Genomic DNA, 26,492 nt, shown 5'->3' with positions numbered 1-26,492 from the left:
ACCGCAGAAAATCCCTGATCCGGACGCACGCAACCGATGTCGGCCGCAGCGAATTATTGTTACACTGTTGATTGTGCCGTTATCCAGCGGTACGTTATGTGAAGTACGAAACACGTACGAGCGCAGTTCTCGGGAAGGCAACGGATCGATGGTGGCAACCACCCAGCAGACGATTTCACCGAAGCGGTTCCGCGATGATCCGACCGATCTGGAGGCGGCTTACTTCCGGTGGATCCAGCCCGGATCCTCGGCGTCGGCGATCACGGATCGGGCCGAACGGATCTTCCGGCAGCATCTGGAGCTGGCGGCCACCCGCGCGCCCGGCTCGGCGACCACCCGGGTCTACCGGCCGGACGACAGCGCGGGGCTCGGCGCCGCGATTCAGATCGTCAACGACGACATGCCGTTGCTGGTCGACTCCGTTACCGCCGCGCTGCGCCGCCTCGGCGCGACGGTGACCGAAGTCGTGCATCCGGTGTTCGACGTCACGCGCGACGCCGACGGACGGGTGCTGTCCATCGCGCCCCGCGACGGCGTGGCCGAGACTGCCGGAGCCGCCGAGGGAAAGCCCCTGCGCGAGTCGTGGATTCACGTACAGCTCGGCGCGGGTCTGTCCGACGAACTGGTGGACCGGATCGAACAAGCGTTGCCGCCGCTGCTGGCCGACCTGCGCCGAGTGGCCGTCGACACGCCGACCATGGTCGAGGTGCTCACCAACGTCGCCGACCAGCTCGATCAGGCCGCGCAGTGGGCCGGGGACGCGGAGATCCCGCAGACCGCCGGGCTGCTGCGCTGGCTGTCGGACGGGCACTTCACCACGCTCGGCTACGGCTACTACCACTTCCGCCGCTCCGCGCCGAGCGCGAACGCCGACTTCGTGCCCTGGCAGCTGCCGGGCACCGGGCTCGGGGTCCTCGGCAACGGCGCCGCCGCCGATATCAGCGTGCCCGTGGTCGGCGCGAAGCGCACGGTCCTGCGCATGGCCAACGGCTCGGTGGACTCGCTGCTGCCCGGCTCTCGGGACCTGTACTTCATCAGCGTGGCCGACTACGGGGCGAGCGATCCGAGCGGCCGTGCGGCCTGGGGCGACACGGTCAAGATGGTCAAGGGCGAGCACGTCTTCGTGGGCACCTTCACCGTGGCGGGCTTACACGAGAACATCCTCGACATCCCGGTCATCTCCCGGCGCGTGCTGCAGGTCATCGAATGGGCGGGCTTCGGCCTCAATTCGTACTCCGGGCAGGCCATGCTGGAGATGATGCAGTCGTTCCCGCGGGTAGAGCTGTTCTCCAGCGACGCGCGCAGGCTGTTCGAAACCGTCTCCGCCGTCATGAATCTGGGTCTGCGGCGGCAGGTGCGGTTGTTCATCCGCCGCGATTCGCGCAGCGACACCATCTACTGCCTGGTCTACATGCCGCGAGACCGCTACTCCACCGAGATCCGCGTGCGCATGGGCGACATCCTGCGCGAGCAGTTCGATGCCGAGCAGATCGCGTATTCGGCGCGGGCCACCGAATCGGAGCTGGCCGTTGTCTACTTCACGGTGCACCGCAAGCCGGGAGCCGAGCCCGCCGACATCTCCGAAGACAATCGCGAGCGGATCCAGGAGCTGCTGCTGGCCACGACGTGGACCTGGAGCGACCGCCTGGTCGCCGAGGCCGCGGGCGTGTCCGACCTGCCGCAGGCGCTGGTCGGCGACTACGCGGCGGCCTTCCCGGCGAGCTACCAGCAGGAGCGCGAGCCCGCGCAGGCGCTCACCGATCTGCGGCGCCTGGAGCGGTTGGCCGACGGGACGATCGACACCGATTTCTATCGCCAAGGCGATTCCGCTTCGGCTGATTGGCGTTTCACGCTCTACGTCGCGGGCGAGGGCGTCTCGCTGAGCCGGGTGCTGCCGGTTCTGCACAGCCTCGGTGTGGAGGTCGTCGACGAGCGGCCCTATCGCATCGCGCTGGCGGACCGGCCCGACCGCTGGATCTACGACTTCGGTCTGCGCGTGACCGCCGCGCCGCTGCGCGACGCGCTCGACAGTGAGCCGCTCGCCCAGCTCGGTCACTCCGTGGACGCCGCGTCGCTGCCGGAAACCAGTGTGCGGCGGCGTTTTCCGGAGGCCGTCACCGCGATGTGGTTCGGCCGTGCCGAAGTCGACGGTCTGAACGAACTGGTGCTGCGCGCCGGCCTGCACTGGCGGCAGGTGGCCCTGCTGCGGGCCTACGCGAAATACCTGCAGCAGGCCGGCTTCGCCTACACCTTCGGCAACATCACGCGCGTCCTGCTCAATCATCCGGCGACGGCGCGGTCGTTGACCGACCTGTTCGCCGCGTACTTCGATCCGGACGGCGTCGGCGCGGAGGCCGCCGACCGGGCCGCGGAGATCGCCGAGCGGGTGCAGGCCGAGATCGACGCGGTCGTCAGCTTGGATATCGACCGTATCCTGCGCGCCCTGTTCGGCTTGATCGAGGCGACCCTGCGCACCAACTACTACCGGCGCGACGAGACGGGCGCTGCGCTGGACTATCTGTCGGTCAAGCTGAACCCGCATGCGATCGCCGAGTTGCCCAAGCCGCGGCCGCAGTTCGAGATCTTCGTGTACTCGCCGCGGGTGGAGGGCGTGCATCTGCGCTTCGGCTCGGTGGCGCGTGGTGGGTTGCGGTGGTCGGACCGGTTGGAGGATTTCCGTACCGAGATCCTGGGTTTGGTGAAGGCTCAGGCGGTGAAGAACGCGGTGATCGTGCCGGTCGGCGCGAAGGGCGGTTTCGTGGTGAAGCAGCCGCCCGCGGCTACCGGTGACCCGGTGGCGGACCGGCAGGCATTCATGGCCGAAGGCGTGGCCTGCTACCGCACGTTCATCTCCGGCTTGCTGGACATCACCGACAACGTCGACCGCGCGACCGGCGAAGTGCTTCCGCCCGCACAGGTGGTGCGCCGCGACGGGGATGACACCTATCTCGTGGTCGCGGCGGACAAGGGCACCGCGTCGTTCTCCGATATCGCCAATGATGTGGCGCAGAGTTATGGGTTCTGGCTGGGTGATGCGTTCGCCTCGGGTGGGTCGGCGGGTTATGACCACAAGGCGATGGGTATCACGGCCAAGGGTGCTTGGGAGAGTGTCAAGCGGCATTTCCGTGAGATGGAGCTCGATACGCAGTCGCAGGATTTCGCTGTGGTGGGTGTGGGTGACATGAGTGGTGATGTGTTCGGTAACGGTATGTTGTTGTCGGAGCACATTCGTTTGGTGGCCGCGTTCGACCATCGCCACATTTTCCTGGATCCGGATCCTGATGCGGCGCGTTCGTTCCGGGAGCGGCAGCGGATGTTCGCGTTGCCGCGGTCGTCGTGGGCCGACTACGACACCTCCCTGATCAGCCCGGGTGGCGGCGTCTACGACCGCTCCGCCAAAGCCATCCCGGTGACGCCGGAGGTACGCGCGGCACTCGACCTGCCCGCGAACGTGACCACCCTCTCCCCGCCGGAGATGATCAAAGCGATCCTGCTTGCCCCGGTCGACCTGCTGTGGAACGGCGGTATCGGCACCTACATCAAGGCGAGTACCGAGACCAACGCCGAAGTGGGCGACAAGTCCAACGACGCGGTCCGGGTGAACGCCGACCAGCTGCGGGTCAAGGTGGTCGGCGAGGGCGGCAATCTCGGCGCGACGGCGTTGGGCCGCATCGAGTTCTGCCGGGCCGGCGGGCGGATGAACACCGACGCGCTGGACAACTCGGCGGGCGTGGACTGCTCCGACCACGAGGTCAACATCAAGATCCTGCTCGACGCCGTCGTCTCCAGCGGTGAACTCGCCGTCGCCGAGCGCAATCCGCTGCTGGCCTCGATGACCGACGAAGTCGCCGAGCTCGTCATGCGCGACAACATCTCGCAGAATTTCCGGCTGGGGATGTCGCGCGCCGACGCGGCGGGCATGTCCGGCGTGCACGCCAGGATGATCAACGACCTGGAACAGCGTCGCGGTCTGGACCGCGAGCTGGAGGCGCTGCCGACCGAGGCGGAGCTGGCCCGGCGCGCCGCCGAAGGGACCGGGCTCACCTCGCCCGAGCTGGCCAATCTGATGGCGCACGTGAAGCTGTCGCTCAAGTCCGACCTGCTGGCGGGCGACCTGCTCGACAGCGCGGCGTTCGCGTCGGTGCTGCCCGCCTACTTCCCCGCTCCGCTGCGGGAGCGGTTCGCGTCGGCTATCGGCAGGCACCCGCTGCGGCGGGAGATCGTGGCCACCGTCGTGGTCAACGAGATGGTCGACTACGGCGGGATCACCTATGCGTTCCGCCTCGCGGAAGAGGCCGGGGCGACCACCGACGACGCGGTGCGCGCGTACAAGGCCGCGGTGGAGATCTTCGATCTGCACGCGCTCTGGGAGTCGATCAGGCAGACGCCCATGTCCACGGCGGCGCGCAACGAGCTGGAATTGGAGACCAAGCGCACCTTGGACCGGGCATCGCGCTGGCTGCTGTCCAACCGGCCGCAGCCGATCGCGATCGGCGCGGACATCGCCAGGTACCGCGACGGCGTGCGTGCGCTGTCGGGGCAAGTGCCCGCGTGGCTGACCGGCTATCTCACCGACGATCTCGCCGAACGCTCCCGGCGGTCGATCTCCCGGGGTGCGCCGCGAGAGCTGGCCGAAGAGGTGTTCGGTTTGATCCACCGCTTCCCGCTGCTGGACGTGCTGGACCTGGCCGAGATCGCCGAGCGCGATCCCGCGGAGGTCGCGGTGCTGTACTACGCGCTCAACGAGCACTTCCAGATCGAACGCCTGCTCACCGCGGTGGGCAAGCTGGAGCGCGGCGGTCGCTGGCGGGCGCTGGCGCGGCTGGCGGTCCGCGAGGATCTCTACGATTCGCTGCGGTCGCTGACCCTCGATGTGCTGACCGCGACCGAACCGCAGGACAGCACCGCCGAGAAGATCGCCTACTGGGAGTCGACCAACCGGTCGCGGCTGGCCCGCGCGGGTGCGTCGCTGGCGCAGATCTTCGCCGCCGAAACGCAGGATCTCGCCGCGCTCTCGGTGGCGGCGCGGCAGGTCCGCGGCATGGTGAGCGGCGGTGAGTCGACGGCCGTCGCACCGACGGTCGCGGGCTGATCGACCGCACGATGCCCGGAGGCAGGCGCGCTCGGCGTCAGCCTCCGGGCATCGGCGTTCCGCAGGCGCCGCAGAACTTGGCGTTCGGGCTCGATTCCGCGCCGCAGTTCGGGCAGTGTCGCGGCTGCGGTGCCAGACGCGTTCCGCAGTTCATACAGAACTTCGCACCCGCCGGATTCGCGGACTGGCAGGTGGCGCAGGATGTCCCGCTCGTCTGCGGCGCCGCGGCCGGCAATTGCGGCGCGGGGGAGGGGTTGCCGACATGATGGCCGATGGCGTTCAAACTCAATGCCGCGCCGAGGAATCCGCCTTCGGCGCCGTGGTGGTGGCCGTGTGCGAAGCCTTGGCTCGCGCCGAGTGCGAGCTCGCCCGCGGCGTAACGCTGGAAGTCACCGGTGAGACCGATGTACTTGACGTCCTTGGCCAGGCGCTTGAGCCGGTCGGCGTCTTCCGGCGCCAGACTGATGTCGAAGTTGCCCATCCGAGGCACGCGCAGCCCGTAGTCGTAGAGCGCGGTATTGGTCTGGCGCAGCACGGCGTGCTCGATCGGCTGCAACTGCGCCGAGAGGCCGAGCACCTGCCAGTCGCCACGTGAGATGCCCTGCGTGACCGCAATCTTCATGGACTTCAACAGCAAGTCGGCGCACCAGCTCTGCACCCGATCCTGATCGGTGAGATCGCCGGTACCCGCCAGCGCGGTGAGCAGTTCGGCCGGATCGCGGACGGTGAGGGCGAACTCGCCGAAGACGCGCAGAGTCACCACCTGCTCGCTGACCGGATCGAGGATGTCGGCCAGCCGTCCGCCGAAGCGAATCCCGGGGAACTCTCTGGTGGAGACGAAATACAGTTCGGCGCGGTAGAAGTTGCCGCCGGTGACGGTGTCGACGAGCGCGCCGAGCACGGGCAGTTCGTCGGCATCGATGCGGTGGCGCCCCGGGCCCATCGCGGCGACCACGCGCCCGGCTTTGACGAAGAGCGCGAGCTCGTCGGCATTGACCATCGCACGGGTGTAGCGGCGGATGTTGACATCCGGCCACTTGTAGACCAGCTGGTTCTTACGGTCCTCGGGGACCGCGATGAACTCCCGCTCGAACCAAGCCATCTGCGCTCCCTCATCCGTTCTCGCATCTAGCGTACCGATATCCGTTGGCACGATCAACGATCGAGTCACGGATCGACGCTGATCGGATGCCCTTTTTCAAAGCCTTTGATGTCCAGCGTGTTACAAGCCGCGAATCGCTATTGAACGTGCCGCTATATAACGGTACATTGGGCGAAGTTATGATCGCCGTCACCTGAAAGGCCATCGCCATGACCACAGTTCGACCACCCGCGGAGGCGCCCGCGCAGGCTGCCGCGCTCGAAGACGAGGACTCGGGCTATCACAAATCGCTGCGCCCGCGCCAACTGCAGATGATCGCGATCGGTGGTGCGATCGGTACCGGGTTGTTCCTCGGTGCGGGTGGCCGACTGGCCAGTGCGGGCCCGGGTCTGTTCATCGTGTACGCCGTCTGTGGCGTGTTCGTGTTCTTCATCCTGCGGGCGCTCGGTGAGCTGGTGCTGCATCGCCCCTCCTCGGGATCGTTCGTCTCCTACGCCCGCGAGTTCTACGGCGAGAAACTGGCATTCGCTGTCGGGTGGATGTACTTCTTCCACTGGTGCATGACCGGGATCGTAGATATCACCGCCATCGCGACCTATGTCCATTACTGGGGAGCGTTCGAGGCGATACCGCAGTGGGCGATCGCCCTGGTCTCCCTCGCCCTCGTGGTGAGCATCAACCTCGTGTCGGTGAAGTGGTTCGGCGAACTCGAGTTCTGGGCCGCGCTGATCAAGGTGATCGCGCTGGTCACCTTCCTGATCGTCGGAACGGTGTTCCTCGCGGGACGCTTCAAGGTCGACGGCCAGGTCACCGGCCCGAGTGTCATCGCAGACAGCGGCGGGCTGTTCCCCAGCGGGTTGCTTCCGCTGGTCCTGGTCACCACCGGTGTGGTCTTCGCTTACGCGGCGGTCGAACTGGTCGGCACCGCGGCAGGTGAGGCGGAGAATCCCGAGAAGATCATGCCGCGCGCGATCAACTCGGTGATCGCCCGGATCGCGCTGTTCTACGTGGGTTCGCTGGTCCTGCTCGCGTTGCTGCTGCCGTACACCGCTTTCAAGAACGGGGAGAGCCCCTTCGTCACCTTCTTCTCGCGGCTCGGCGTGGACGGCGCGGGATCTGTGATGAACCTCGTGGTGCTGACCGCGGCGTTCTCCAGCCTGAACGCCGGCCTCTACTCGACCGGCCGCATCCTGCGCTCGATGTCGATGAACGGCAGCGCGCCCACCATCGCGGCGCGGATGTCCGGCGGCGGCGTGCCCTACGTCGGCATCCTCGCCACCGGTGCGGTGGCGCTCATCGGCGTCGGCCTGAACGCGGTGGTGCCGGAGCAGGCGTTCGAGATCGTGCTGAACATGTCGGCGCTGGGCACCATCTTCGCGTGGGCCGCCATCGTGATCTGTCAGCTGCAGCTGTGGCGCTGGTCCAAGACCGGGCGTGCGGAGCGGCCGTCCTTCCGCCTGATCGGCGCGCCGTACACGAGCTTCGCGACGCTGGTGTTCCTGGCGGCCGTGGTGGTGCTGATGGCCTTCAGTGACGACCACGTCCAGCGCGGCGCGGTGATCGCGATGGTCGTCATCATGGTTCCCGCGCTCGTGGGCGGCTGGTTCCTCGCCCGCAAGCGGGTGCTGCAGATCGCGCAGATCCGTCAAGGCATCACCGGTCAGTTCCCGGTCCTGGCCGAGCGGCCGCTGCAGGCGCAGGGCGGCGGTGACCCGGTGGTGATTCTCGACAAGCCCGACGAAGAGTGAAGCAGTATCCGCCCCGGGCTGTTCGCCCGGGGCGGATCTATTCCCAATGTCGGGAACACTACTCGCGCGCGACGACAGGCGGCGGACCAGAATGAAACCGCGATTCCACGGCGGGTCTGAGAGGTTCGTATGCCGGAGCACCCCAGCGCATCCGACCGTCCACTTGCGCATCCGTGGGCGAATCGGCGAATGCGCGGCACCGAAGTGCCCCGGCGAACCTCGCACCCCTGGGCAACTCGGCATCTGCTCAAAACCGAGGTGCCTCCACGACTACCACCCAATCCGTGGTCGACACCGCGGTATGTCGAGCCACGTGCCGTGGCCGTCGACTCGGTTCCCGGCACCGTCGCGCCGGCGACCAGCCCGGATGTCGGCGGGGAACACACCATCGGCACCGCCGAGCTGTTGCTCGGCGCACTCGAGTCCGAACCCGGTTCCGGGCGCAGCGCGCGCTCGCGGCCGAGCGTGCGCAGATTGGGCGGCGGTCTGGTGTCCATGCCCAAGGTGAGCCCGCTCGATCCGCGCACCGCGGTCATGCAGGACCCGGAAGTGCCCGAGCACAAACGGTTCTGCTGGAAATGTCAGCAGCCCGTCGGCCGTACTACCGAAGCCGGGCCGGGCGCCGTGGAGGGTGAGTGCGGCCGATGCGCCTCGCCGTTCAACTTCCGGCCCTCGCTGCAGCCGGGGGAGATGGTCGCCGACCAGTACGAGGTCCAGGGCTGTCTGGCCCATGGCGGGTTGGGATGGATCTACCTGGCGGTCGATCGCAATGTGAGCGACCGCTGGGTGGTGCTGAAGGGGCTGCAGAACCCGCTCGACTTCGAGGCGCACGTGGTCGCCCTCGCCGAACGCCAATTCCTCTCCGAAGTGGCCTATCCCGGCATCGTCAAGATCCACAACTTCGTCAAGCATCGTTCCGGGCGCGATGTGGCCGACGGCTACATCGTCATGGAGTACGTCGGCGGGCGATCGCTGAAGAAGATGCTGGATCTGCGTGCGCCGGAGCGCATTCCGGTGTCCGAGGCGATCGCCTTCATGATGGAGATCCTGCCCGCGCTGGACTACCTGCACTCGTTCGGGTTGGCCTACAACGATCTCAAGCCGGACAACGTCATGGTCAGCGAGGACGAGGTCAAGTTGATCGACCTCGGCGCGGTCGCCGCGATGGAGTCCTACGGCAGCATCTACGGCACCCCGGGCTACCAAGCGCCCGAGATCACCGAGACCGGTCCGACGGTGGCCTCGGACATCTACACCGTCGGACGGACGCTGGCCGCCCTGGTGCTGGACATGCCCAAGAATGCCGAGGGCCACCAGCTGCCCGGCATCCCTTCGCCGGACGAGGAGCCACTGCTGCGCGACTACCCGGCTTTGTACCGGCTGCTGCGCCGCGCGACCGATCGGGATCCGCGCCGCCGCTTCCCGACCGCCTACTCGATGTACGGCCAGCTCGCCGGGGTCCTGCGCATGGTGCTGGCCTACGACACCGGTAAGGAACATCCGCAGGCGTCGCTGGAATTCGGCGCCATGCGAGGCGATTTCGGCATCGAGACGTTGATCGGGCAGACCGACGGCATGACCGACGGACGGCATCGCCTGCCCGCCCTGGACGCGCCGAGCGTCGTCGCGGCCCTGCCGGTTCCGCTGATCGACAGCGAGGACCCCAGCGCGGACCTGCTGTCCACGCTGCTGCACGGCGACCCCAGGCACGCACTGGACGCGCTGCGCCGCACCGCCGACCGGATCGTCTCCGGGACGATCCCCGAGCCGGAGACGTTCGAACTGGAGGGCACGCTGACCGCGGTGCGCGCGCACCTGGATCTGGGTGAGGTGGTGCAGGCCTGCGATCGGCTCGCCGATCTGCGGCCCGACTACGGCACGGACTGGCGCCTCGAATGGTACTCCGCCGTCGCCGCCCTGCTGGACGGACAGTACGAGCGCGCCTACGAATACTTCGACCTGGTGCACGACATGCTGCCCGGCGAGATCGCTCCCGCGCTGGCGCTGGCGGCCACCGCGGAACTCACCCTCCAGCATCTCGGCGACTCCGCCGGCGACCACTGGCATCGGCTCGCCGAGGAGTACTACCGCACGGTGTGGCGGACCAACCACGGCGTCGTGAGCGCGGCCTTCGGCCTGGCACGCAGGCTCGCCGCCGACGGCGGGTTGCTGGAGGCCGTGGAGGTCCTCGATCAGGTGCCGGAGGCGTCGCGGTATCAGAGCGTGGCCCGCATGACCGGGTGCCTGCTGCTGGTCTCGCAACCGATCGCCGAGACGACCGAGGCCGACCTGCTGGAGGCGGCGGCGCGGCTGGATGCCGCGCCGGACGAACCACGGGCGCTGCAATTACAGGTCATCGTGGTGGGGGCGGCGCTGGAGTGGGTGCGCGCGGGCGGCCGGTCGGCCGATCCGGACGCGACGCTGCTCAGCTTCCCGTTCACCTCGCTCGGGCTGCAACGGGGGCTCGAGTCGAGCCTGCGGGCGCTCGCGCGGATTTCCCCGCATCGTCTGCACCGCTACCGGCTGGTCGATCTGGCCAATTTCGTGCGGCCGAAGTCGAAGTGGTGACCGGCCTCAGGACGTACGCGCGGTGAGCATGAAAAGCGCGGGCGCGACCAGGATCACCAGCAGCCACAGCCAGTTGCCCGTGGTCACCGCGAGCACCACCGAGAAGATCACGGCCGCCCCGGCGAGAACGACCAGGCGGGGCAGGGGGTTGACCGGCGTGGGCTCGGGCGCGGGCGGTGTGCTGCCCGGCAGCTCGGCGAACAGTTCGGCCAGCTGACTTCGGCTGGTCGCGGCCGCGACGGCCGCGCTGAGGTCGTCGAACTCGGTCAGGCTCAGTCTGCCCGCGCCCAGATGCTGGGTCAGCTCACGCATCGCGCGCTCGCGGTCGGCGAGACTGGCCGGGGGACCCGCGGATTCACCCATGCCGGAAGGATAGGCGCAGTGGAAAAAGCGGGCATGGAGCGGATTTCCAGGGGCGGGAAGGACCCTCGCCGGACGTGTGTGCCGAGGGCGGCTCCACACCACGCCGACGATGTTTGCTGGTTTGTCGCTAGAGACCGGTCGGTCGCCCGGACAACGGCCGCCACCGGCGGTCGCTCCGTGTTGCGATGTGGTTTCCTTGAAGTATGACTGCGGGTGTGGAGTACACGATCGACGAGCTGGCGCGGGAGGCCGGTACGACCGTGCGCAGCCTGCGCGTTTACCACGAACGCGGTGTGCTGCCGCCCCCGCAGGTGAAGGGGCGTACCGGGTTCTACGGCGCCGACCACCTCAATCGCGTGCGGACCATCAGCAGACTGCTCGACCGTGGGATCAAAATCAACGGCATCAAGGAATTGCTCAACGCCTGGGACCGCGGTGACGACCTGGGGGACATCCTCGGGGTCGGCGAGCCCGGCGCGGCCGAGCCGGCCGTCGTCGAGGCCGGGGACACCATCGCGGCGACCGAACTAGCCGAGCGCTATCGCGACGTGCCCAACGGCCTGGCGCGCGTCGTCGCGGCGGGTCTGTACGAGCCCGTCGACGCGGCGACCTACCGGATCGCGGATCGCCGTCTGGCCCACAGTGTCGATCGCATGGCCTCCGCGGGCATCCCGGCCGCGGAGGTGCTCGGCGAGCTGGAGAAGCTGCGCGCCGACGCGGATCGGATCGCCCACCGCTACATGGAGTTCTTCCGCCGGACCGCGTTGGCGTCGTTCCAGGATTCCGATCGCGGCCCGGCGGAGGTCGCCGAGCTGGCGCAGCGGCTGGAAGCGACCAGGTCCGTTCCTGCGGAAATCGTCGCCGAACTCGTGAACCAGCTCGTCGCAAGGTATCTCGACCAGGACACCGAGCTTTCGGAGGCGCTGCCGGAGGGGTGATCGGTCACCCGGCACGGTTCACCCGTCGGGCCAGAAGCATTTCTGTTTCAGATTCCCATTGTTGGCGATACGGGGCAGTAACGTGCCGTTGCTCAGCGGTATATTGGTGTCGTCTGCGCGCGTTCCCAGTGTGCGCCGACCACCTATGGCCGACTACTTAAGTATGTCTCCGGCTGATCTACCGATGCGCCGAAGTGTCGCACTCCCCGACAATCTGAAAGTCGCACAAGGGCAGCAGGATGGGTGTGGGCACATGGGAAGCGTGACACTGTGGATGCAGATGTCGCTCGACGGCTTCGCGGAGGGGCCGGATCAGGAAATCCACTGGCCGGTGGTGGACGAGGAACTGTGCGAGTCGTTTCTGGACGAATTGCGCTCGGCCGACCTGTTCCTCTACGGCCGCAAGACCTACGAGATCATGGCGTCGTTCTGGCCGACCGCCGACGTGGATCCCGCGATCTCGGAGTTCTACGTGGATTTCGCGCGCTGCTGGAAGCAGACGCCCAAACTGGTCTTCTCCCGCACCATGGCCACCGCGGGCTGGAACACCAGGGTGGTCCGGGACGACCTCGTCGAGGAGATCACCGCGTTACGCGCGCAGCCGGGATACGACATGGTCCTGTTCGGCGGCGCGGAGACGGCATCGGCCTTCATGAAGCACGACCTGATCGATGAGTACCGGTTGTTCGTGCACCCCATCCTGCTCGGCGGCGGGATCCCGCTGTTCCCGACGCCCGCGGTGGTGTCGGGGCTGCAACTGGTCGACGTGATGACCTTCGACAGCGCGGTGGTCCAGATGCATTACCAGCAGATGGCCCCCACCGGGTAGCAATCCGGCGCGGGAAGTGCGAAATGGGTCTCACCGCGCGCGAAAGCCGCCGGTGTCGTCCGGACGTAACCTCTGATTGTCGAGCGCGTTGCCGCGTCGTCGGCTAACTTTCGTTTTATGCCCCTGGTTCAGGCACGTGGCGACGTGCTGCCTGCATCCACCAGTGAATTCGTCGGCCGCGAAACGGAATTGGACCGGCTGGGCGCGCTGCTGGACGGCGACGCCCGGCTGATCACCCTGGTCGGCCCCGGCGGGATCGGAAAGACGCGATTAGCCGCGGAAGTACTGCGCCACGGCGCGCGCGGCAGGCACAGGCCGGTGTACTGGGCGCGGCTGGCCGGGCTGGAGGCCGACAGCTCCGCCACCGCGCAGGACGTGATGCAGTCGGCGGTGCGCACCGACCCGAGTTCGCCACCGACACGCGCCGCCCTGGTGCGCACCCTCGCCAGCGGTGACCGTTCCGCCGAGGGCGCGGTCCTGGTGCTGGACAACTGTGAACATCTGCTCGGTGCGGTCGCGGCGATGATCGCCGAGTTGCTGGAGGCCGCACCCGGGCTGACGATCCTGGCCACCAGCCGGGAACCGATCGGCTGGGCCGACGAGTACATCGTGGCCGTGCCCCCGCTCTCGCCGCGGCAGTCGCTCGAATTGTTCCGGCAGCGCGCCGAACTCATCGGACGGGCGATCCCGGACGAGCGCGAGCAGATGGCCGTCGCCGCGCGGATCTGCCGCCGAGTCGACCACAACCCGCTGTTCATCCGGCTGGCCGCGGCGCGCCTGCGGCACCAGCCGCCGGTCCGGGTGCTGCGCGAACTCACCGGGGACGCGGACGACAAACGCCTGCGCTGGACCCACGGGGCGAAGGCGGGCGCCGAGGAGCGTCACCGCGGCGTCTACGACGTGGTCGCCTGGTCCTTCGCATTGTGCAGCCCGTCCGAGCAGTTGCTGCTGGAGCGGCTGTCGGTCTTCGCCGCCGGGTACGAGACCGACGACGAGTCGCTGCGCGGCGGCATCGAGCTCGACGCCGCGATCGCGGTGTGCGCCGACGACACCCTGCCCGTGCGTTCGATCGAACACCTGCTGGAGCGCCTGACCGAACAGTCGCTGCTGTCGGCGCATCTCACCGCGACCACGGTCAGCTGGTACCTGGTCGAGAGTGTCCGCGTGTTCGCCCGCGACCGGCTGCGCCGCCGTGACCGCGGTGAATTCGATCGCCTCGCCGCGCGGCACCGCCGGTACTTCCGGGACAAGGTGGTCGCCGGACAGGCCATCTGGCTCGGCCCGCAGGATCAGGCCTGGCTGGCGTGGGCGCGATCGGCCTGGAACGACATCGTGCTCGGCATCGAATCGGGCTTGGCCGACCCGGCGGAGGCCGTAGTCGCGTTGGAGACCGCCACCGTCCTGCTCTCGATGAAGGTGCCGTACGTCAAGTCGGGCGCGGGCGCGCTCACCCGGTTGACCGAACGCGCACTCGAAGCGACCCGGTCCTGCGGCCTCGGTCCCTCCGGCCTCGCCGACCTGGCCACCGCGCTGCTCGGCTGGATCTCGTTGTGGCGGGGGCACACCGAGCACATTCCCCGATTGCTCGCGGACTGCGCCGGCCTCCCCCCTGGAGCGGGCCCGCGCTATACCGACACGGATTTCGGCCTGCCCGCACCGGTGGAATGGATGTGGGGACTCGAGCTGATGCTGGTGCGTGGCGATCCGCGGGCGATCGCGGTCCTCACCCGCGCCCGGCGCAAGTTCACCGAGCAAGGCGACCGCATCGGCGCCGAGCGCAGTGACGTGTTCGTGGCATTCTGCTCCGCCCTCGTCGGCGACCAGCGACAGGCGCTGGAGAACACCGCGCGGTTCCTGGAGCGGTCGATGTCCTCCGGCTCGACGTTGTCGAGAGCATGGGCGGAGATCGCGCGCGCGGTGGCGCTGGCCAAGCACGGATCCGCAGCCGAGGCCGTGGCGTCGACCCACGCCGTCCTCACCCGCTACCGCGGTGAGCAGGACACCTGGACGGCGAGCTGGGCGGTGGGGGCGCACATCGTCGCGCGGGCCCAGGTCCTCGTCGCCGAACAGGCCGAGGGAGCCGATCGCACCGCGGCCGTCGAGGACGCGACGGAGATCGCCTATCTGCTCGGCAGCTTCAAGACGCGTCAGCGTTCGATGGGCATCGCCGTCGACCGGGTGCCCCTGATCGCCGCCGAGATCCGCAGAGCCGCGGAGATCGCCCGCGCGGTGCTCGGCGACCGGGCCTACGCCTCCGCCGAACGCCGCACGCGGCTGCGTCCCGAACTCGACGCGCTGTGGTGTCCGGCCACCGAGCCGGAGCGGGCCTCCCGCCGTCCGGACCGCCCGGCCGCGTCCCGGCCCGCGTCCCGGCGGCCGGTCCCGCGCTGGAGCGACCTGTCGGAAGCCGAGCAGGATGTCGCCGTCTTCGCGGCGGCGGGCTGGCCCAACAGCGCCATCGCCGGTCGTCGGCGCAGCTCCGTCCGGACCGTCGACGCGCAGGTCGCCGCGATCCGGCAGAAGCTCATGATCGCCTCGCGCGCCGAGATCGCGGGCCACATTCCCGACGAGCTCGCCGAACGGGTCCGGTACGAGTCCGAGCGGCGGCCCAGCCGCGGCCGCAAAGGGGGGAGCAGGCATCGGTAGACGGCTGCCTCCTCAGCGCCCGGGCGTGGGCGCGACGGCGGAACCCTGCTGTCCGGCCGCGCCCACTAGGCTGCTCGAGCGGTGTTTCTCGGGATCGGTAGGTGTGTCGGCATGTCGGAGGTGAACAGCGGTGGCGGCAACGGCCCCACCGCGCCCGTTGAGTTCGTGGGCAGGCACGCCGAACTGCGGCAGATCGACGCCCTGCTGAACTCGCCGAGCGCCCGGCTGATCACCCTGGTCGGGCCCGGCGGCATCGGCAAGACGACGTTGGCGGTCGAAGCCGTGCGACGGTATCGCGGTGCGGCGAGGCGCGCGGTCTACTGGACCCGCCTGGCCCGGCTCGCGGCAGGCGCTGAGACCGGCGCGGTTGCCGAGGAAGTGCTGCTATCGGTCGCGAAGAACGGCATCGCAGGCCGCTCCGCCTGGGACGGCTTGGTGGCGACCTTCACCGAGGGCGGCGCCGAGGAGGAGGCTCATCGGACCATTCTGGTCCTGGACAACTGCGAACATGTGCTCGGCGGGGTCGGCCCGCTCATCATCAGCCTGCTGCAGGCAGTCCCCGGCTTGACCATCGTCGCGACCAGCCGCGAGCCGATCGGCTGGATCGATGAATACCTGGTGACCGTGCCACCGCTGTCCAGCCCGCACGCTCTCGAACTGTTCCGGCGGCGAGCCGAGCGCACCGGACGGCCGATCTCCGAAGACCCCGGACAGCTCGCCATCGCCACCCGGATCTGCGGCCACGTCGACAACAACCCGCTGTTCATCCGCCTGGCCGCGGCGCGGCTGCTGCACCGGCCACCGGCCATCGTGTTGCGCGAGTTGTCCGGTGACACCGACGATCGCCGCCTCCAGTGGACGCACGGCGCCAGGGGCGGCGTCGGCGAACGGCACCGCAGCGTGCGCGACGTGATCGCCTGGTCCTACGGGCTGTGCACCGCACGTGAACAGTTGCTGCTGGACCGGTTGTCGGTGTTCGCCACCGGTTGCGACGCCGAGAACGACGAGACGCCTTCGGGCGGAGCCGAACTCGACGCGATCGTGGCGGTGTGCGCGGACGCCGCGCTGCCCGTGGAGGAGATCGGCGGGCTGCTCGAGCGCCTGGTGGAACGCTCGCTGCTGTCGGCCCATTTCACCGCGACGACCGTGCGCTACTACCTGTTGGAAAGCGTCCGGGTGTTCGTGCGGGACCGCCTGTCCGTGCGCGGTGATCACCTGGACGAGGCGCGCCTGCTCGCCCGCCATCGGCGGCACTACCGGGATCGCGTCGCCGCGGGCCCGGCGACCTGGTACGGCCCGGGTGAACAGGAGTGGATCGCCTGGGCACGGGCGGCATGGGACAACATCCTCATCGCCGTAGAAACCAGCCTCTCCGATCCGGAGGAGGCCGTGGTCGGACTGGAGACCGCCGCGACACTGATGGCGTTGCGCGTGCCGTTCATCACCGGATCCAACCGCCCCATCACCAGCCTGACCGAACAGGCCCTGGAAGTCACCGCGCAGGTGGACCCGCCGCCGACCAAGCTGCGGATCAATGCGACCGCGCTGGTGGGCTGGATCGCGATCTGGCAGGGCAGGCACGCCTACACCGCGCAATTGCTGGACGAATGCGCCGCGGAGTGCCTGTCCGACCCGGATCTGCGGCGTCGCTGGCGTGACACGACGTCGGACGACGTCGGCCTGCCCGCCGCGGTCGAGTTCACCTGGGGTCTGGAACTGCTGTTGATCCACCTCGACATACGAGCGGTGGACGTTCTGGCCAGAGCGCGTGAGAAATTCGCCGCCTTGGGCGACCGAGCCGGAGAACAGCGCAGCGAACTGTTCGAGGCGCTCACCTACGCCAACCTCGGTGACGCGGACGTCGCGCTGGCGGCCGCGCGCAGGCATCTGGACCGGGCCCTCGCCTCCGACGCGGGCTGGGCGATCTCCTGGGCGGAGCTGGCGTGGATGATCGCGGTGTCCCGGCACGGCGATCCCCGCGAAGCGGTGAAACTCGGTCAGTCCACGTTGGAGCGCCTGCTGATCACGGGGGACACCTGGACGGCGGGCTGGGTGGCGCATTTCAGCATGATGGCGCTGACCTACCTGCTGTCCGCCCGGATCGACGCGGGGGACACCGACAGCGCCGCGGCAAAAGCCGCCGCCACCGAGATCGCCCATTTGCAGGGCGGAATCGCCACGCTGCACCGTTCGATGGGCATCGTCGCCGACCGGGTGACACTGGTGGCCCGCGGCACCGCCCAGGCGGTGGCGGCGGTCACCGCCGTCATCGGCGCCGAAGCCCACGCGGCGGCGGTCCAGCGCGGGGCCCGGCTGCGTCCCGAACGCGACGAACTGCAACTGTTTCTGCTCGGCAGATTGCCGATGGATCAGCTGCCGGACGCGCGTCCGCAAGCCAGGCCGACGGCTTCGCGCTGGGAGGAGTTGACCCGCGCGGAACGGGAGGTCGCCGTGCTGGCCGCGGCAGGCTGGGCCAACAGCGCCATCGCCGCGCGCCGGGGCAGTTCGATCCGGACTGTCGACGCGCAGGTGGCGTCCGTGCGCAGGAAGCTGATGGCGGCCACCAGGGCCGACATCAGCTGGCACGTCCCCGACCACCTCGAGGAGCGGATCCGGCTGGAGTCCGAGCGGCGGCCCGCGCGAACGCGAACACGCCCGTGACCATCGCGGCGGTCACGGGCGTGCGGAAAGTGGTGATGCGATCAGGTCAGGGAGCCGTCATAGCACAGGCTCGCCGAGCGCCAGGACGGCTGCGGTGCGGTACCCGGATCGAAGGACCACTGGTCGATCGGCCCGGCGGCTTTCCACCACACCGCGCCGCGTCCGTCCGACACCACCTGGTAGACGTCCTCGGAGCCTTCGATGAGCTGGCTGCCGACGCAGTAGTCGTTGTATTCGGTGCCGTACTGGCGTGCGCCCGGGCTGAACAGCCCCGCGGGGTGGGCGTACGCGCCGGGGTTGGGCACGGTGCTCGCCTGCCGCACCGCGTGTCCGCGATGCCAGTACGGTGTGCCGTGTCCGTCGGTCCCGCAGGCGAAGGTCCAGCCGCCGGCGACGACCGTCGTGCCTTGGCCGTAGGCTCCCCCGGCCCACAGGCAGGCAGCGCCCTGAGCCTCGGCGGTGCCCGCGCCGAGACTCAGGCCGCCCGCCGCCACCGCTGCCGCCGCCAGCAGGGTGAGCGTCTGTGCCGTGGCGCCGCGCTTGTCGCTGCGCGCCCGGCGAAGCCCGCTGAAGTTGATCATGTGTGTTTCTCTTTCGTGAGCTATCCCGGCCGGAGTGGATTTCCGGGATGGTGATACATCAAGTAATGCGCCGCTATGTAGCGGTATGGTCAGTCCAGGCGGACGTCACGGAGATTTCGAGTGCGGGGGGTGTGGGCCGGCTCCGCGGTTACCGGCACCAGCTGGCCTGCGGGCGGCAGACGGTGTAGCCGCTGCCGTCCGGGCGGGCCACCCGCGACCAGCTCGGACTGTCGGATGTGCCCGCGGTGACGTTGCCGCTCGGCGCGGGCTGGTTCTGCCGCCGGTGGTAGTCGCGGACGGCCTGGTCGGCCTCCTCGGCGTCCAGCCGGTCGGTGTTCCGGTGGTGCTGGCCCATGGGGTCGATGTGGTGCCAGCCGGTGGTGTCGCCCGTGCCGTTGCGCGGGTTCGACGGACCGGAGTGCGACTCGGCGCCGGCGATCCCCGCCGCGCCCGCGGTGAGGGCGCCGACGATCGCGGCACAGGTGAGCAGTCGCCGGGCGGCGGTGTGGCGGGTGGAGTTGGCGGTCATCGTAAGTCTCCGTTCGAGATTGGAGCTGTGCGCGGCGGCGCGGTTGGGGATGCGGCGGTGCGGCGAACATCGGTGGTCGGAGTTGCCGCGCAAGGTGTGGGCGGGATAGGGATCGGGGCGGCATCCGTCGCGGAGGTGTCGTCCGCGGGGCGGTGCCGGTCGGCTCGGTCCCGGTCGTCGGGATGGGAAGAGCCCGGCCTGTCGTATCCGTGGCGGCCCGGGTCTGCGGGGCGCGGTGCCTCGACGGTGTCGGGCCCGGCCAGCGCCTCGGCCGGCGCCGGGATTTCCGGCGTGGCCGCTATCGCGCTCACGATCAGCGGGCGGACGAGCCAGGTCTGTGTCCGTCGCTGGTGCGGCGTGATGCCGGTCATCGTTCGCGTCCGTTCATCTCGCCACCTCGGGATCGGGGATCGGACCGGTATGGTCCGATGTGCGAGTCCCTATCTATCGTGCCGTTGGATAACGTCACATTAATCGACGGGTCGATTGTTGTCGAGCGCTTTTCTCACGGGTGGGAATGGTGGCTGTCGGAGAGCTCCATGACGGCACGGCACCTTTGAGCTGAGTGAGGCGCGGCGGCAGTGCTCGTCCGTACGGACGGCTCCTGTGGGCACGCACCACCTCGGGCCGCATTTCGATGGGTCCCGGGACAGGCGGGTACGCGAAAGGGCGCCCGCCGTATGGCGGGCGCCCTCTTCTGTCGGATCTCCGTGGCGATCTGGCCGTCACGGCTGGATGGCGGCGTCGAAACGCCTGCAAGCCTTTCGGCGTGCGCACGCCACGATCAGCGTGCGGGGAACGGTCTCGATCAGGCTTCGGTGACGGCCGCGTACGCGGGAGCCACCGGCTCCTTGGCCACCGCGGGCGCACGCTTCGGCTCGGCGGCCGCGGCGTCGCGGAACGGTGCTTCGATCACAGCGCGCTCCCGCCACAGGTGGTACAACGCCATGGCGAAGATGGTCGTGCCGATCACGTTGGCCAGGAAGTGCCACCAGATGCGGTAGGTCGACGCGCCGGCGCCTGGGTCGAGCAAGCCGAAGATGGTCGACAAGCCGATCGCCTTGGCGCCGAACGCGACCGTCAGAGTCAGTGCGAGATGCTCGAGTCCGTGGATGCCTTGCATCAGCACGCCCATTCGGCCCCACTTGCGTGCCTTGCTCTCCAGTGCGTGGTGGGTGACCAGGGCGACGCCGACCAGTCCGGCGAGGAAGTGGAAGTTGCCGACCAAGTGCAGCAGCTCCATGCCCAGCGCGGGTTTCATGTGGTTCACCTGACCGAAGCCGTTGGCCAGGCCGGTGCCCCACGGCGTCATCCACGCTGGTGCGTTCGGGTGCTGGATCCAGTACCCGACCTGAGCGACGTGTTCTTGGAAGTGACCGATCTGGGCGAGGACGCCCAGCGCGATCACGGCGAGTGCGGTGCGGAACATCCATGGTCGCAATGGTTTACGCAACGCGACGACCAGTACGGCGACGGCCGCCCACATGACGACCATCCAGGCCACCATCAATATCGCACCTAGGATTTCCAACCCGGTCGCTTCGGCTGTGTGGTTCATGGGGAACCGCCCTTCTGCGCGCCCTCCGGCAACGGCGACGGATGGGGAGTTGCTTACGGAAGCGCGTGGGAACGCGCTGTCCGCAAGATACAAGGCGGCTGGGGGTATTGTCCGAAGTTTCCGAATGTCCTGGGGGCCGCACAATTCGGCTGGTGTTATACCCGGGGACGTATTGCGCTTGTTCAGGCCGGTTCGAGGAATCCCTCGATGATGCGGCGGGCGCGGGCCGCGGCCTCCGGGTCGCCGATCCGCAATGCGGTATTGGTCGCGCAGAGCACCGCATCGATCTGGAAGGCGACCAGATCGACGTCCAGCTCGGCGATCTCACCGGCGGACGCCGCCGAGCTCAACTCCCGCGCCAACAGTCGCACCCAGTCCCGCTGATCGCGGAACAGCGCATCGCGGACCGGACCCGGCTTGCTGTCGTGCCCCGCCATATTGGCGGCACGGAAGCATCCGCCCGCGAACAGCGGCGTCTCGGCGTAGACCATCCAGTGCTCGACCAAGGCGCGCAGGCGAGCGACGCCGCGCGGCGCGGACCGGGCCGGTTCGACGACCGCCGCAACGAACCGTTCGCGCGCGTAGTCCACGGTGGCCACTTGCAGTGCTTCCTTGGTGCGGAAGAGGGTCTGGATCCCGGCCTTGCTCAACCCGGTGCCCTCGGCCAGCCTGCCGAAGCTGAGGCCGTCCAATCCCTCCAGCGAGGCGATGTCGACCGCTTGCCGCAGCACCGTGGCCCGAGTGCGCGCGCCGCGCAGCAGACGCTTGTCGGTGATGTCGTCGCTGTGCCGTGCCGGGAGCAGCACGGAGTCCTGGCCGCCTTCCATGCGGTCGATCGTACTTTCAGGTGCGGACTTCGGCCCGCTCGTGGGGACCGCGGATTTCGGAGCGGAACCGGGAGGGCCTGTTCTCCGGTGCGCGGCACCGACAAGCTGCTGCGATGACCTGTGACCCCGCGCAGGTTCAGGCGCGCTGGTAGGGCCAGCTCCAGTCCGCGACCTCAGGGATGTCCTCACCGTGTTCTCTGGTCCAAGCGCGTGCCGTCCAGCGCGCGTCGACCATCTCCTGCCGCAGCCCCGCGGCACGCTCCCGCAGGCTCGGCACGCGATCGATCACGTCCATCACCAGGTGGTAGCGGTCCAGATCGTTGAGCATCACCATGTCGAACGGCGTGGTCGTCGTGCCGCGTTCCTTGTAACCGCGCACATGGAGCCCGTCGTGGTTGGCGCGCCGATAGGTCAGCCGGTGGACCAGCCACGGGTAGCCGTGGAAGGCGAAGATCACCGGTCGGTCGCGGGTGAACAGCGTGTCGAACTCGCTGTCGGTCAGCCCGTGCGGATGCTCGCCCTGCGGCTGCAACCGCATCAGGTCGACCACGTTGACCACCCGGACGCGCAGGTCGGGCAGTCGTTCGCGCAGGATCGCGGCGGCGGCGAGCGTCTCCAGCGTCGGTACGTCGCCCGCGCAGGCGAGTACCACATCCGGTGTGGTGCCGACTTCGTCCCGGTGCCCGGCCCACGGCCAGAGGCCGATTCCGCGGGCGCAGTGCTCGGCGGCCTCGGTCACCGGCAGCCAGTCGGCCTGGGGCTGCTTGCCCGCGACCACCACGTTCACGTAGTGCCGGGAGCGCAGGCAGTGGTCGTAGGTGGACAGCAGCGTGTTGGCGTCCGGCGGCAGATACACCCGCACGATGGAAGCCTTCTTGTTCAACACCACGTCGAGGAAGCCAGGGTCCTGGTGGGTGAAGCCGTTGTGGTCCTGCCGCCAGACATGCGAGGACAGCAGGTAGTTCAGGCTGGGAATCGGACGCCGCCACGGCACCGCGGCACTGGCGTCGAGCCATTTGGCGTGCTGGTTGAACATGGCGTCCACGATGTGGATGAACGCCTCGTAGCAGGTGAACACGCCGTGCCTGCCGGTCAGCAGGTACCCCTCCAGCAGCCCCTGGCACATGTGTTCGGACAGCACCTCGACCACCCGGCCCGCCCGGTCGAGCTTCTCGTCGCGGGCATCGATCTCGGCCTGCCAGTCCCGGCCGGTGACCTCGAGGATGTCCTGCAGCCGGTTGCTGGCCAGTTCGTCCGGCGCGAAGGTGAGGAAATTGTCCGGATTGTTCCTGGTGACCTCCCGCAGCCAGGCGCCGAGCACCCTGGTGGCCGAGTGCTGGGTCGCGCCGGGCGAGGACACCTCGACACCGAAGTCACGCCAGTCCGGCAGGCGCAGGTCGCGCAGCAGCGCGCCGCCGTTGGCGACCGGATTGGCGCTCATCCGCCGATCGCCGCCGGGTACCTGATCGGTCAGTGCCTGCACCGGTGCGCCGCTGTCGTCGAACAGGTCCTCCGGGCGGTAGGAGCGCAGCCACTGCTCCAGGACCGCGCGGTGTTCGGCGTCGGTGCGGGCGCCGGGCAACGGGACCTGGTGCGCGCGGAAGGTGCCCTCGACCTGGTCGCCGTCCACCACCGGCGGACAAGTCCAGCCCTTGGGGGTGCGCAGCACGATCATCGGCCATGCGGGCCGCGCCCCATCGCCGCCGCCGCCTCGTGCGGCGCGCTGGACCCGATCGATGCGTTCCATGCTCGTGTCCACCGCCGCGGCCATCGCCTGATGGACCGCCGCGGGGTCGTCGCCCGCGACGACGATCGGCTCGTAACCGTATCCGCGCAGCAGGGTGAGCAGTTCCGGTTCGGGGATGCGGGCCAGGATGGTCGGATTGGCGATCTTGTACTCGTTCAGCGCCAGAATCGGCAGCACGGCGCCGTCGCGTGCCGGGTTGAGGAACTTGTTCGCATGCCAGCTCGTGGCCAGCGGCCCCGTCTCCGCCTCGCCGTCGCCGACCACGCAGAACACGGTGAGATCGGGGTTGTCCAGGGCGGCGCCGAAGGCGTGCAGCAGCGAGTACCCGAGTTCGCCGCCCTCGTGGAAGGAGCCGGGTGTCTCCGGTGCGCAGTGACTCGGCACCCCGCCGGGAAAGGAGAACTGGCGGAACAGCGCGCCCATACCGGTGGCGTCCCGGGGGATGTGGCTGTAGAACTCGGAGTACGTGCCCTCCAGCCAGGCGCACGCGTTCGGGCCGGGACCGCCGTGCCCGGGACCCGCGACGAAGACGGCGTTCAGGCCGCGGGCGCGGATCGCGCGATTGGCGTGCGCCCAGACCAGATTCAGGCCCGGCACCGTGCCGAAGTGCCCGAGCAGCCGGGGCTTGATGTGCTCGGATCGCAGGGGCGCACGCAGCAGCGGGTTGGCCATCAGATAGATCTGGCCCACCGCGAGATAGTTGGCGGCCCGCCACCACGCATCGATCGACGTCAGCTCGTCGCGTTCCAACGGGCCCGGTACGTCCGCGAGCCGGTAGGGACGCGGGGCGACGGTTCGCCCGCCGGTGCTGCCGACGTTGTCGGCCGAGGTATCGCCACCTGCACTTGCCATGTGTGTCATGCGCCGACTCTCCTCACGCTCGGGGCATCGGGGGGACAGTGGCGCCACAAGGGACCACCGCCCCGGGTCGTGCACTGTTGCCGACCGGAATCGGCAACGCCGGATGGAGAATTCACCGCCAGCCTAGCCGGGCGCGATGCCCCGCGGCGGCCGGAGCGTGTCGCGGGAAGCCTGTCCCACCCCGCGGCCGCTCGTGGTCTAGGGTCCGCGGCATGCACATTCTCGGAAGGATCATCGGGATCGGCGCCCTCGCCGCGACGACCATCGCGCTGGCGGCTTGCGGCTCGGACGACGAGCCGTCCGCCACGACCGTCTCCGCGCCGAACACCACGGCGGCGGGGCCTTCCGTCGCGCAGCGCCCGGCCACGCAGAGCAAAGGCCGGGAGTGCACCGCCGAGGACATCCGCGTCACCGGCGACTTCGGTGCGGCGCCGGACATCGCCATTCCGGACGACTGCGACCCGCCCCGGCAGTTGATCGTCAAGGATCTGATCGAGGGCAGCGGGCCCGGCGCCGAACCGGGGCAGCCGCTGACCATGAACTACGCGCTGGTGACCTGGTCGGACAAGAAGACGCTGGACAGCTCCTTCAACCGCGGCAAGCCGTTCCAGCTCTCCCTCGGCGCCGGCGATGTCATCGACGGCTGGGACCAGGGACTCGTCGGCGTCCGGGAGGGCTCGCGCCGCCTGTTGATCGTGCCGCCGGAGCTGGGCTACGGCGCGGGCGGGCGTGGCATCGCGCCGTACGAGACGCTGGTCTTCGTCACCGACGCGGTGTCGGTGGGGAAGTAGCCAGGCCGCTCGCGGCCCGCGGCAGGCACCGCCGGGTGCAGGCCCGCTCGGCCGGTCAACTAACCTGGTCGGGATGCGTGGCGTACGCCGCACCCCTCGGAGTCCCGGCCGAGGCCGGGACTCCGGATCGCCGACCAGCGCCGGTGGGGGAGTGTGGCAGCCAGCGTAGGGCCGCCTCGCATGCCGTTCCGGCCTCCGGAGGGCGGGCCCTGGCACCGCAAACCGAACGTCAACCAGTACGAACAACGAACAAGGAGCATGTCCGTGAAGAGCACCGTCGAGCAGCTGAGCCCGACCCGGGTCCGGATCAATGTCGAGGTGCCCTTCGAGGAGTTGAAGCCGGATTTCGACCGCGCGTACAAGGCACTGGCCAAGCAGGTCCGCATCCCCGGCTTCCGTCCCGGTAAGGCGCCCGCGAAGCTGCTCGAGGCTCGCCTCGGCCGTGGCGCGATCCTGGAGCAGGTCGTCAACGACGCGCTGCCGGGCCGCTACAGCGAGGCCGTCACCACCTCCGAGGTGAAGGTCATCGGCCAGCCCGACATCGAGATCACCAAGATCGAGGACGGCCAGGAACTCGCCTTCACCGCCGAGGTCGACGTGCGGCCGGAGATCACGCTGCCGGACTACGAGAGCATCGCGGTCACCGTCGACGCGTTCACCGTCGGCGACGAGGACATCGAGGAGCAGTTGCAGTCGCTGCGCCAGCGCTTCGGCACCCTGACGGGCGTCGAGCGTCCGGTGCGCGACGGCGACTTCGTCTCCATCGATCTCTCCGCGACCGTGGACGGCGAGGAGGTGGCCGAGGCCGCCACCACCGGCCTGTCCCACGAGGTCGGCTCCGGTCAGCTCATCGAGGGCCTGGACGAGGCGCTGGCCGGGTTGTCCGCGGGCGAGTCGAAGGAGTTCACCTCCAAGCTGGTCGCGGGCGAGCACGCGGGCAAGGACGCGGTCATCACCGTGACCGTGCAGTCGGTCAAGGAGCGTGAGCTGCCCGAGGCCGACGACGAGTTCGCGCAGTTGGCCAGCGAATTCGACACGCTGGAGGAGCTGAAGGCCGATCTGCGCAGCCGCGTCGAGCGGGTCAAGAAGGTGCAGCAGGCCGGGGAGATCCGTGACAAGGTGCTGGAGACTCTGCTCGAGCAGGTCGAGGTGCCGCTGCCCGAGGCCGTGGTGAAGGCCGAGATCGACGCCGTCACCCACGACGCGGTGCACGGCTTCGACCACGACGAGGCCAAGTTCGCCGAGGCGCTGGCGGAGCAGGGCAGCACCCGCGAGGAGTTCGACGCCGACACCAAGGAGGCCGCCGAGAAGTCGGTGAAGACCCAGCTGCTGCTGGACGCCATCGCCGAGGCGGAGGGCACCCAGGTCGGCCAGGAGGAGCTCACCGAGCGGATCCTGTTCCAGGCGCAGCGCTACGGCATGGCGCCGGAGCAGTTCATCCAGCAGGTGCAGCAGGCGGGCCAGCTCGGCGCGGTGTTCGCCGACGTGCGCCGCGGCAAGGCGCTGGCGGGCGTGGTCGGCAAGGTGACCGTCACCGATTCCGCGGGCAACCCGGTGGACACCACCGAAATGTTCGGCGCTCCCGCCGATTCCGCGGACGAGGACAAGGCCGAGGAGACGGCCGCGGCGGACGCCGAATAATTTCATGGAA

At 69.0% G+C, this 26,492-nt stretch carries 16 protein-coding genes; 9 read left to right on the top strand and 7 right to left on the bottom strand.

The features are described 5' to 3' along the window. Positions 1-148: 148 nt before the first annotated feature. The gene (locus tag K8O92_01285; GenBank protein UAK32698.1) at positions 149-5,092 is read left to right on the top strand and encodes an NAD-glutamate dehydrogenase; all 4,944 of its coding nucleotides are present in this window, start codon (positions 149-151) and stop codon (positions 5,090-5,092) included. 37 nt (positions 5,093-5,129) lie between these two features. Here the strand turns inward: K8O92_01285 and K8O92_01280 are convergent, their stop codons facing one another. Then, complete coding sequence (locus K8O92_01280) at positions 5,130-6,194, bottom strand: SPFH domain-containing protein (GenBank protein ID UAK32697.1); 1,065 nt, start codon at positions 6,192-6,194, stop codon at positions 5,130-5,132. 209 nt (positions 6,195-6,403) lie between these two features. Here K8O92_01280 and K8O92_01275 point away from each other — a divergent pair, with 209 nt between their 5' ends. Both K8O92_01275 and K8O92_01270 read left to right on the top strand, forming a co-directional pair. Further along, positions 6,404-7,942, top strand: a complete 1,539-nt coding sequence (locus K8O92_01275; protein UAK32696.1) for an amino acid permease — start codon at positions 6,404-6,406, stop codon at positions 7,940-7,942. Positions 7,943-8,071: 129 nt separating this feature from the next. Continuing rightward, entirely contained in the window at positions 8,072-10,510 is a 2,439-nt protein-coding gene (locus K8O92_01270; protein UAK32695.1) for a protein kinase, read from the top strand. A gap of 6 nt (positions 10,511-10,516) precedes the next feature. Here K8O92_01270 and K8O92_01265 read toward each other — a convergent pair whose 3' ends face one another. Beyond that, a complete protein-coding gene (locus K8O92_01265; GenBank protein ID UAK32694.1) occupies positions 10,517-10,873 on the bottom strand; it encodes a DUF1707 domain-containing protein in 357 nt (118 codons plus the stop codon). 203 nt (positions 10,874-11,076) lie between these two features. Here K8O92_01265 and K8O92_01260 point away from each other — a divergent pair, with 203 nt between their 5' ends. From K8O92_01260 to K8O92_01245, 4 genes are all read left to right on the top strand, one after another. Then, on the top strand, positions 11,077-11,811 hold the full coding sequence (locus K8O92_01260; GenBank protein UAK32693.1) for a MerR family transcriptional regulator: 735 nt from the start codon (positions 11,077-11,079) through the stop codon (positions 11,809-11,811). A gap of 274 nt (positions 11,812-12,085) precedes the next feature. Further along, a complete protein-coding gene (locus K8O92_01255) occupies positions 12,086-12,640 on the top strand; it encodes a dihydrofolate reductase family protein (protein ID UAK35369.1) in 555 nt (184 codons plus the stop codon). Positions 12,641-12,757: 117 nt separating this feature from the next. Then, positions 12,758-15,286 (top strand): AAA family ATPase, encoded by a 2,529-nt coding sequence (locus tag K8O92_01250; GenBank protein ID UAK32692.1) that lies wholly within the window; start codon positions 12,758-12,760, stop codon positions 15,284-15,286. Positions 15,287-15,397: 111 nt separating this feature from the next. Next, positions 15,398-17,947: a hypothetical protein gene (locus K8O92_01245; GenBank protein ID UAK32691.1), complete on the top strand. Its 2,550-nt coding sequence runs from the start codon at positions 15,398-15,400 to the stop codon at positions 17,945-17,947. Positions 17,948-17,988: 41 nt separating this feature from the next. Here the strand turns inward: K8O92_01245 and K8O92_01240 are convergent, their stop codons facing one another. From K8O92_01240 to K8O92_01220, 5 genes are all read right to left on the bottom strand, one after another. Beyond that, complete coding sequence (locus tag K8O92_01240; protein UAK32690.1) at positions 17,989-18,528, bottom strand: hypothetical protein; 540 nt, start codon at positions 18,526-18,528, stop codon at positions 17,989-17,991. A gap of 148 nt (positions 18,529-18,676) precedes the next feature. Continuing rightward, positions 18,677-19,057, bottom strand: a complete 381-nt coding sequence (locus K8O92_01235) for a hypothetical protein (GenBank protein UAK32689.1) — start codon at positions 19,055-19,057, stop codon at positions 18,677-18,679. Between the two features lie 808 nt (positions 19,058-19,865). After that, positions 19,866-20,615, bottom strand: a complete 750-nt coding sequence (locus tag K8O92_01230; protein UAK32688.1) for a DUF6008 family protein — start codon at positions 20,613-20,615, stop codon at positions 19,866-19,868. Between the two features lie 182 nt (positions 20,616-20,797). After that, positions 20,798-21,442 (bottom strand): TetR/AcrR family transcriptional regulator, encoded by a 645-nt coding sequence (locus tag K8O92_01225; GenBank protein UAK32687.1) that lies wholly within the window; start codon positions 21,440-21,442, stop codon positions 20,798-20,800. A 136-nt stretch (positions 21,443-21,578) separates the two neighbouring features. Then, positions 21,579-24,050 carry a phosphoketolase family protein gene (locus K8O92_01220; GenBank protein ID UAK32686.1) on the bottom strand — a complete coding sequence of 824 codons (2,472 nt, stop codon included), beginning with the start codon at positions 24,048-24,050 and terminating at the stop codon, positions 21,579-21,581. 212 nt (positions 24,051-24,262) lie between these two features. Between K8O92_01220 and K8O92_01215 the strand changes: the two genes are divergently transcribed. After that, a complete protein-coding gene (locus tag K8O92_01215; protein UAK32685.1) occupies positions 24,263-24,841 on the top strand; it encodes an FKBP-type peptidyl-prolyl cis-trans isomerase in 579 nt (192 codons plus the stop codon). Positions 24,842-25,105: 264 nt separating this feature from the next. Further along, entirely contained in the window at positions 25,106-26,482 is a 1,377-nt protein-coding gene (tig, locus tag K8O92_01210; protein UAK32684.1) for a trigger factor, read from the top strand. Positions 26,483-26,492: the final 10 nt, after the last annotated feature.

The organism is Nocardia asteroides (assembly GCA_019930625.1).
In the GTDB taxonomy this organism is placed as follows: Bacteria; Actinomycetota; Actinomycetes; order Mycobacteriales; family Mycobacteriaceae; genus Nocardia; species Nocardia sputi.
The sequence above is the reverse complement of the archived record's forward strand: the minus strand, read 5'-3'. Positions and strand labels throughout refer to the sequence as shown.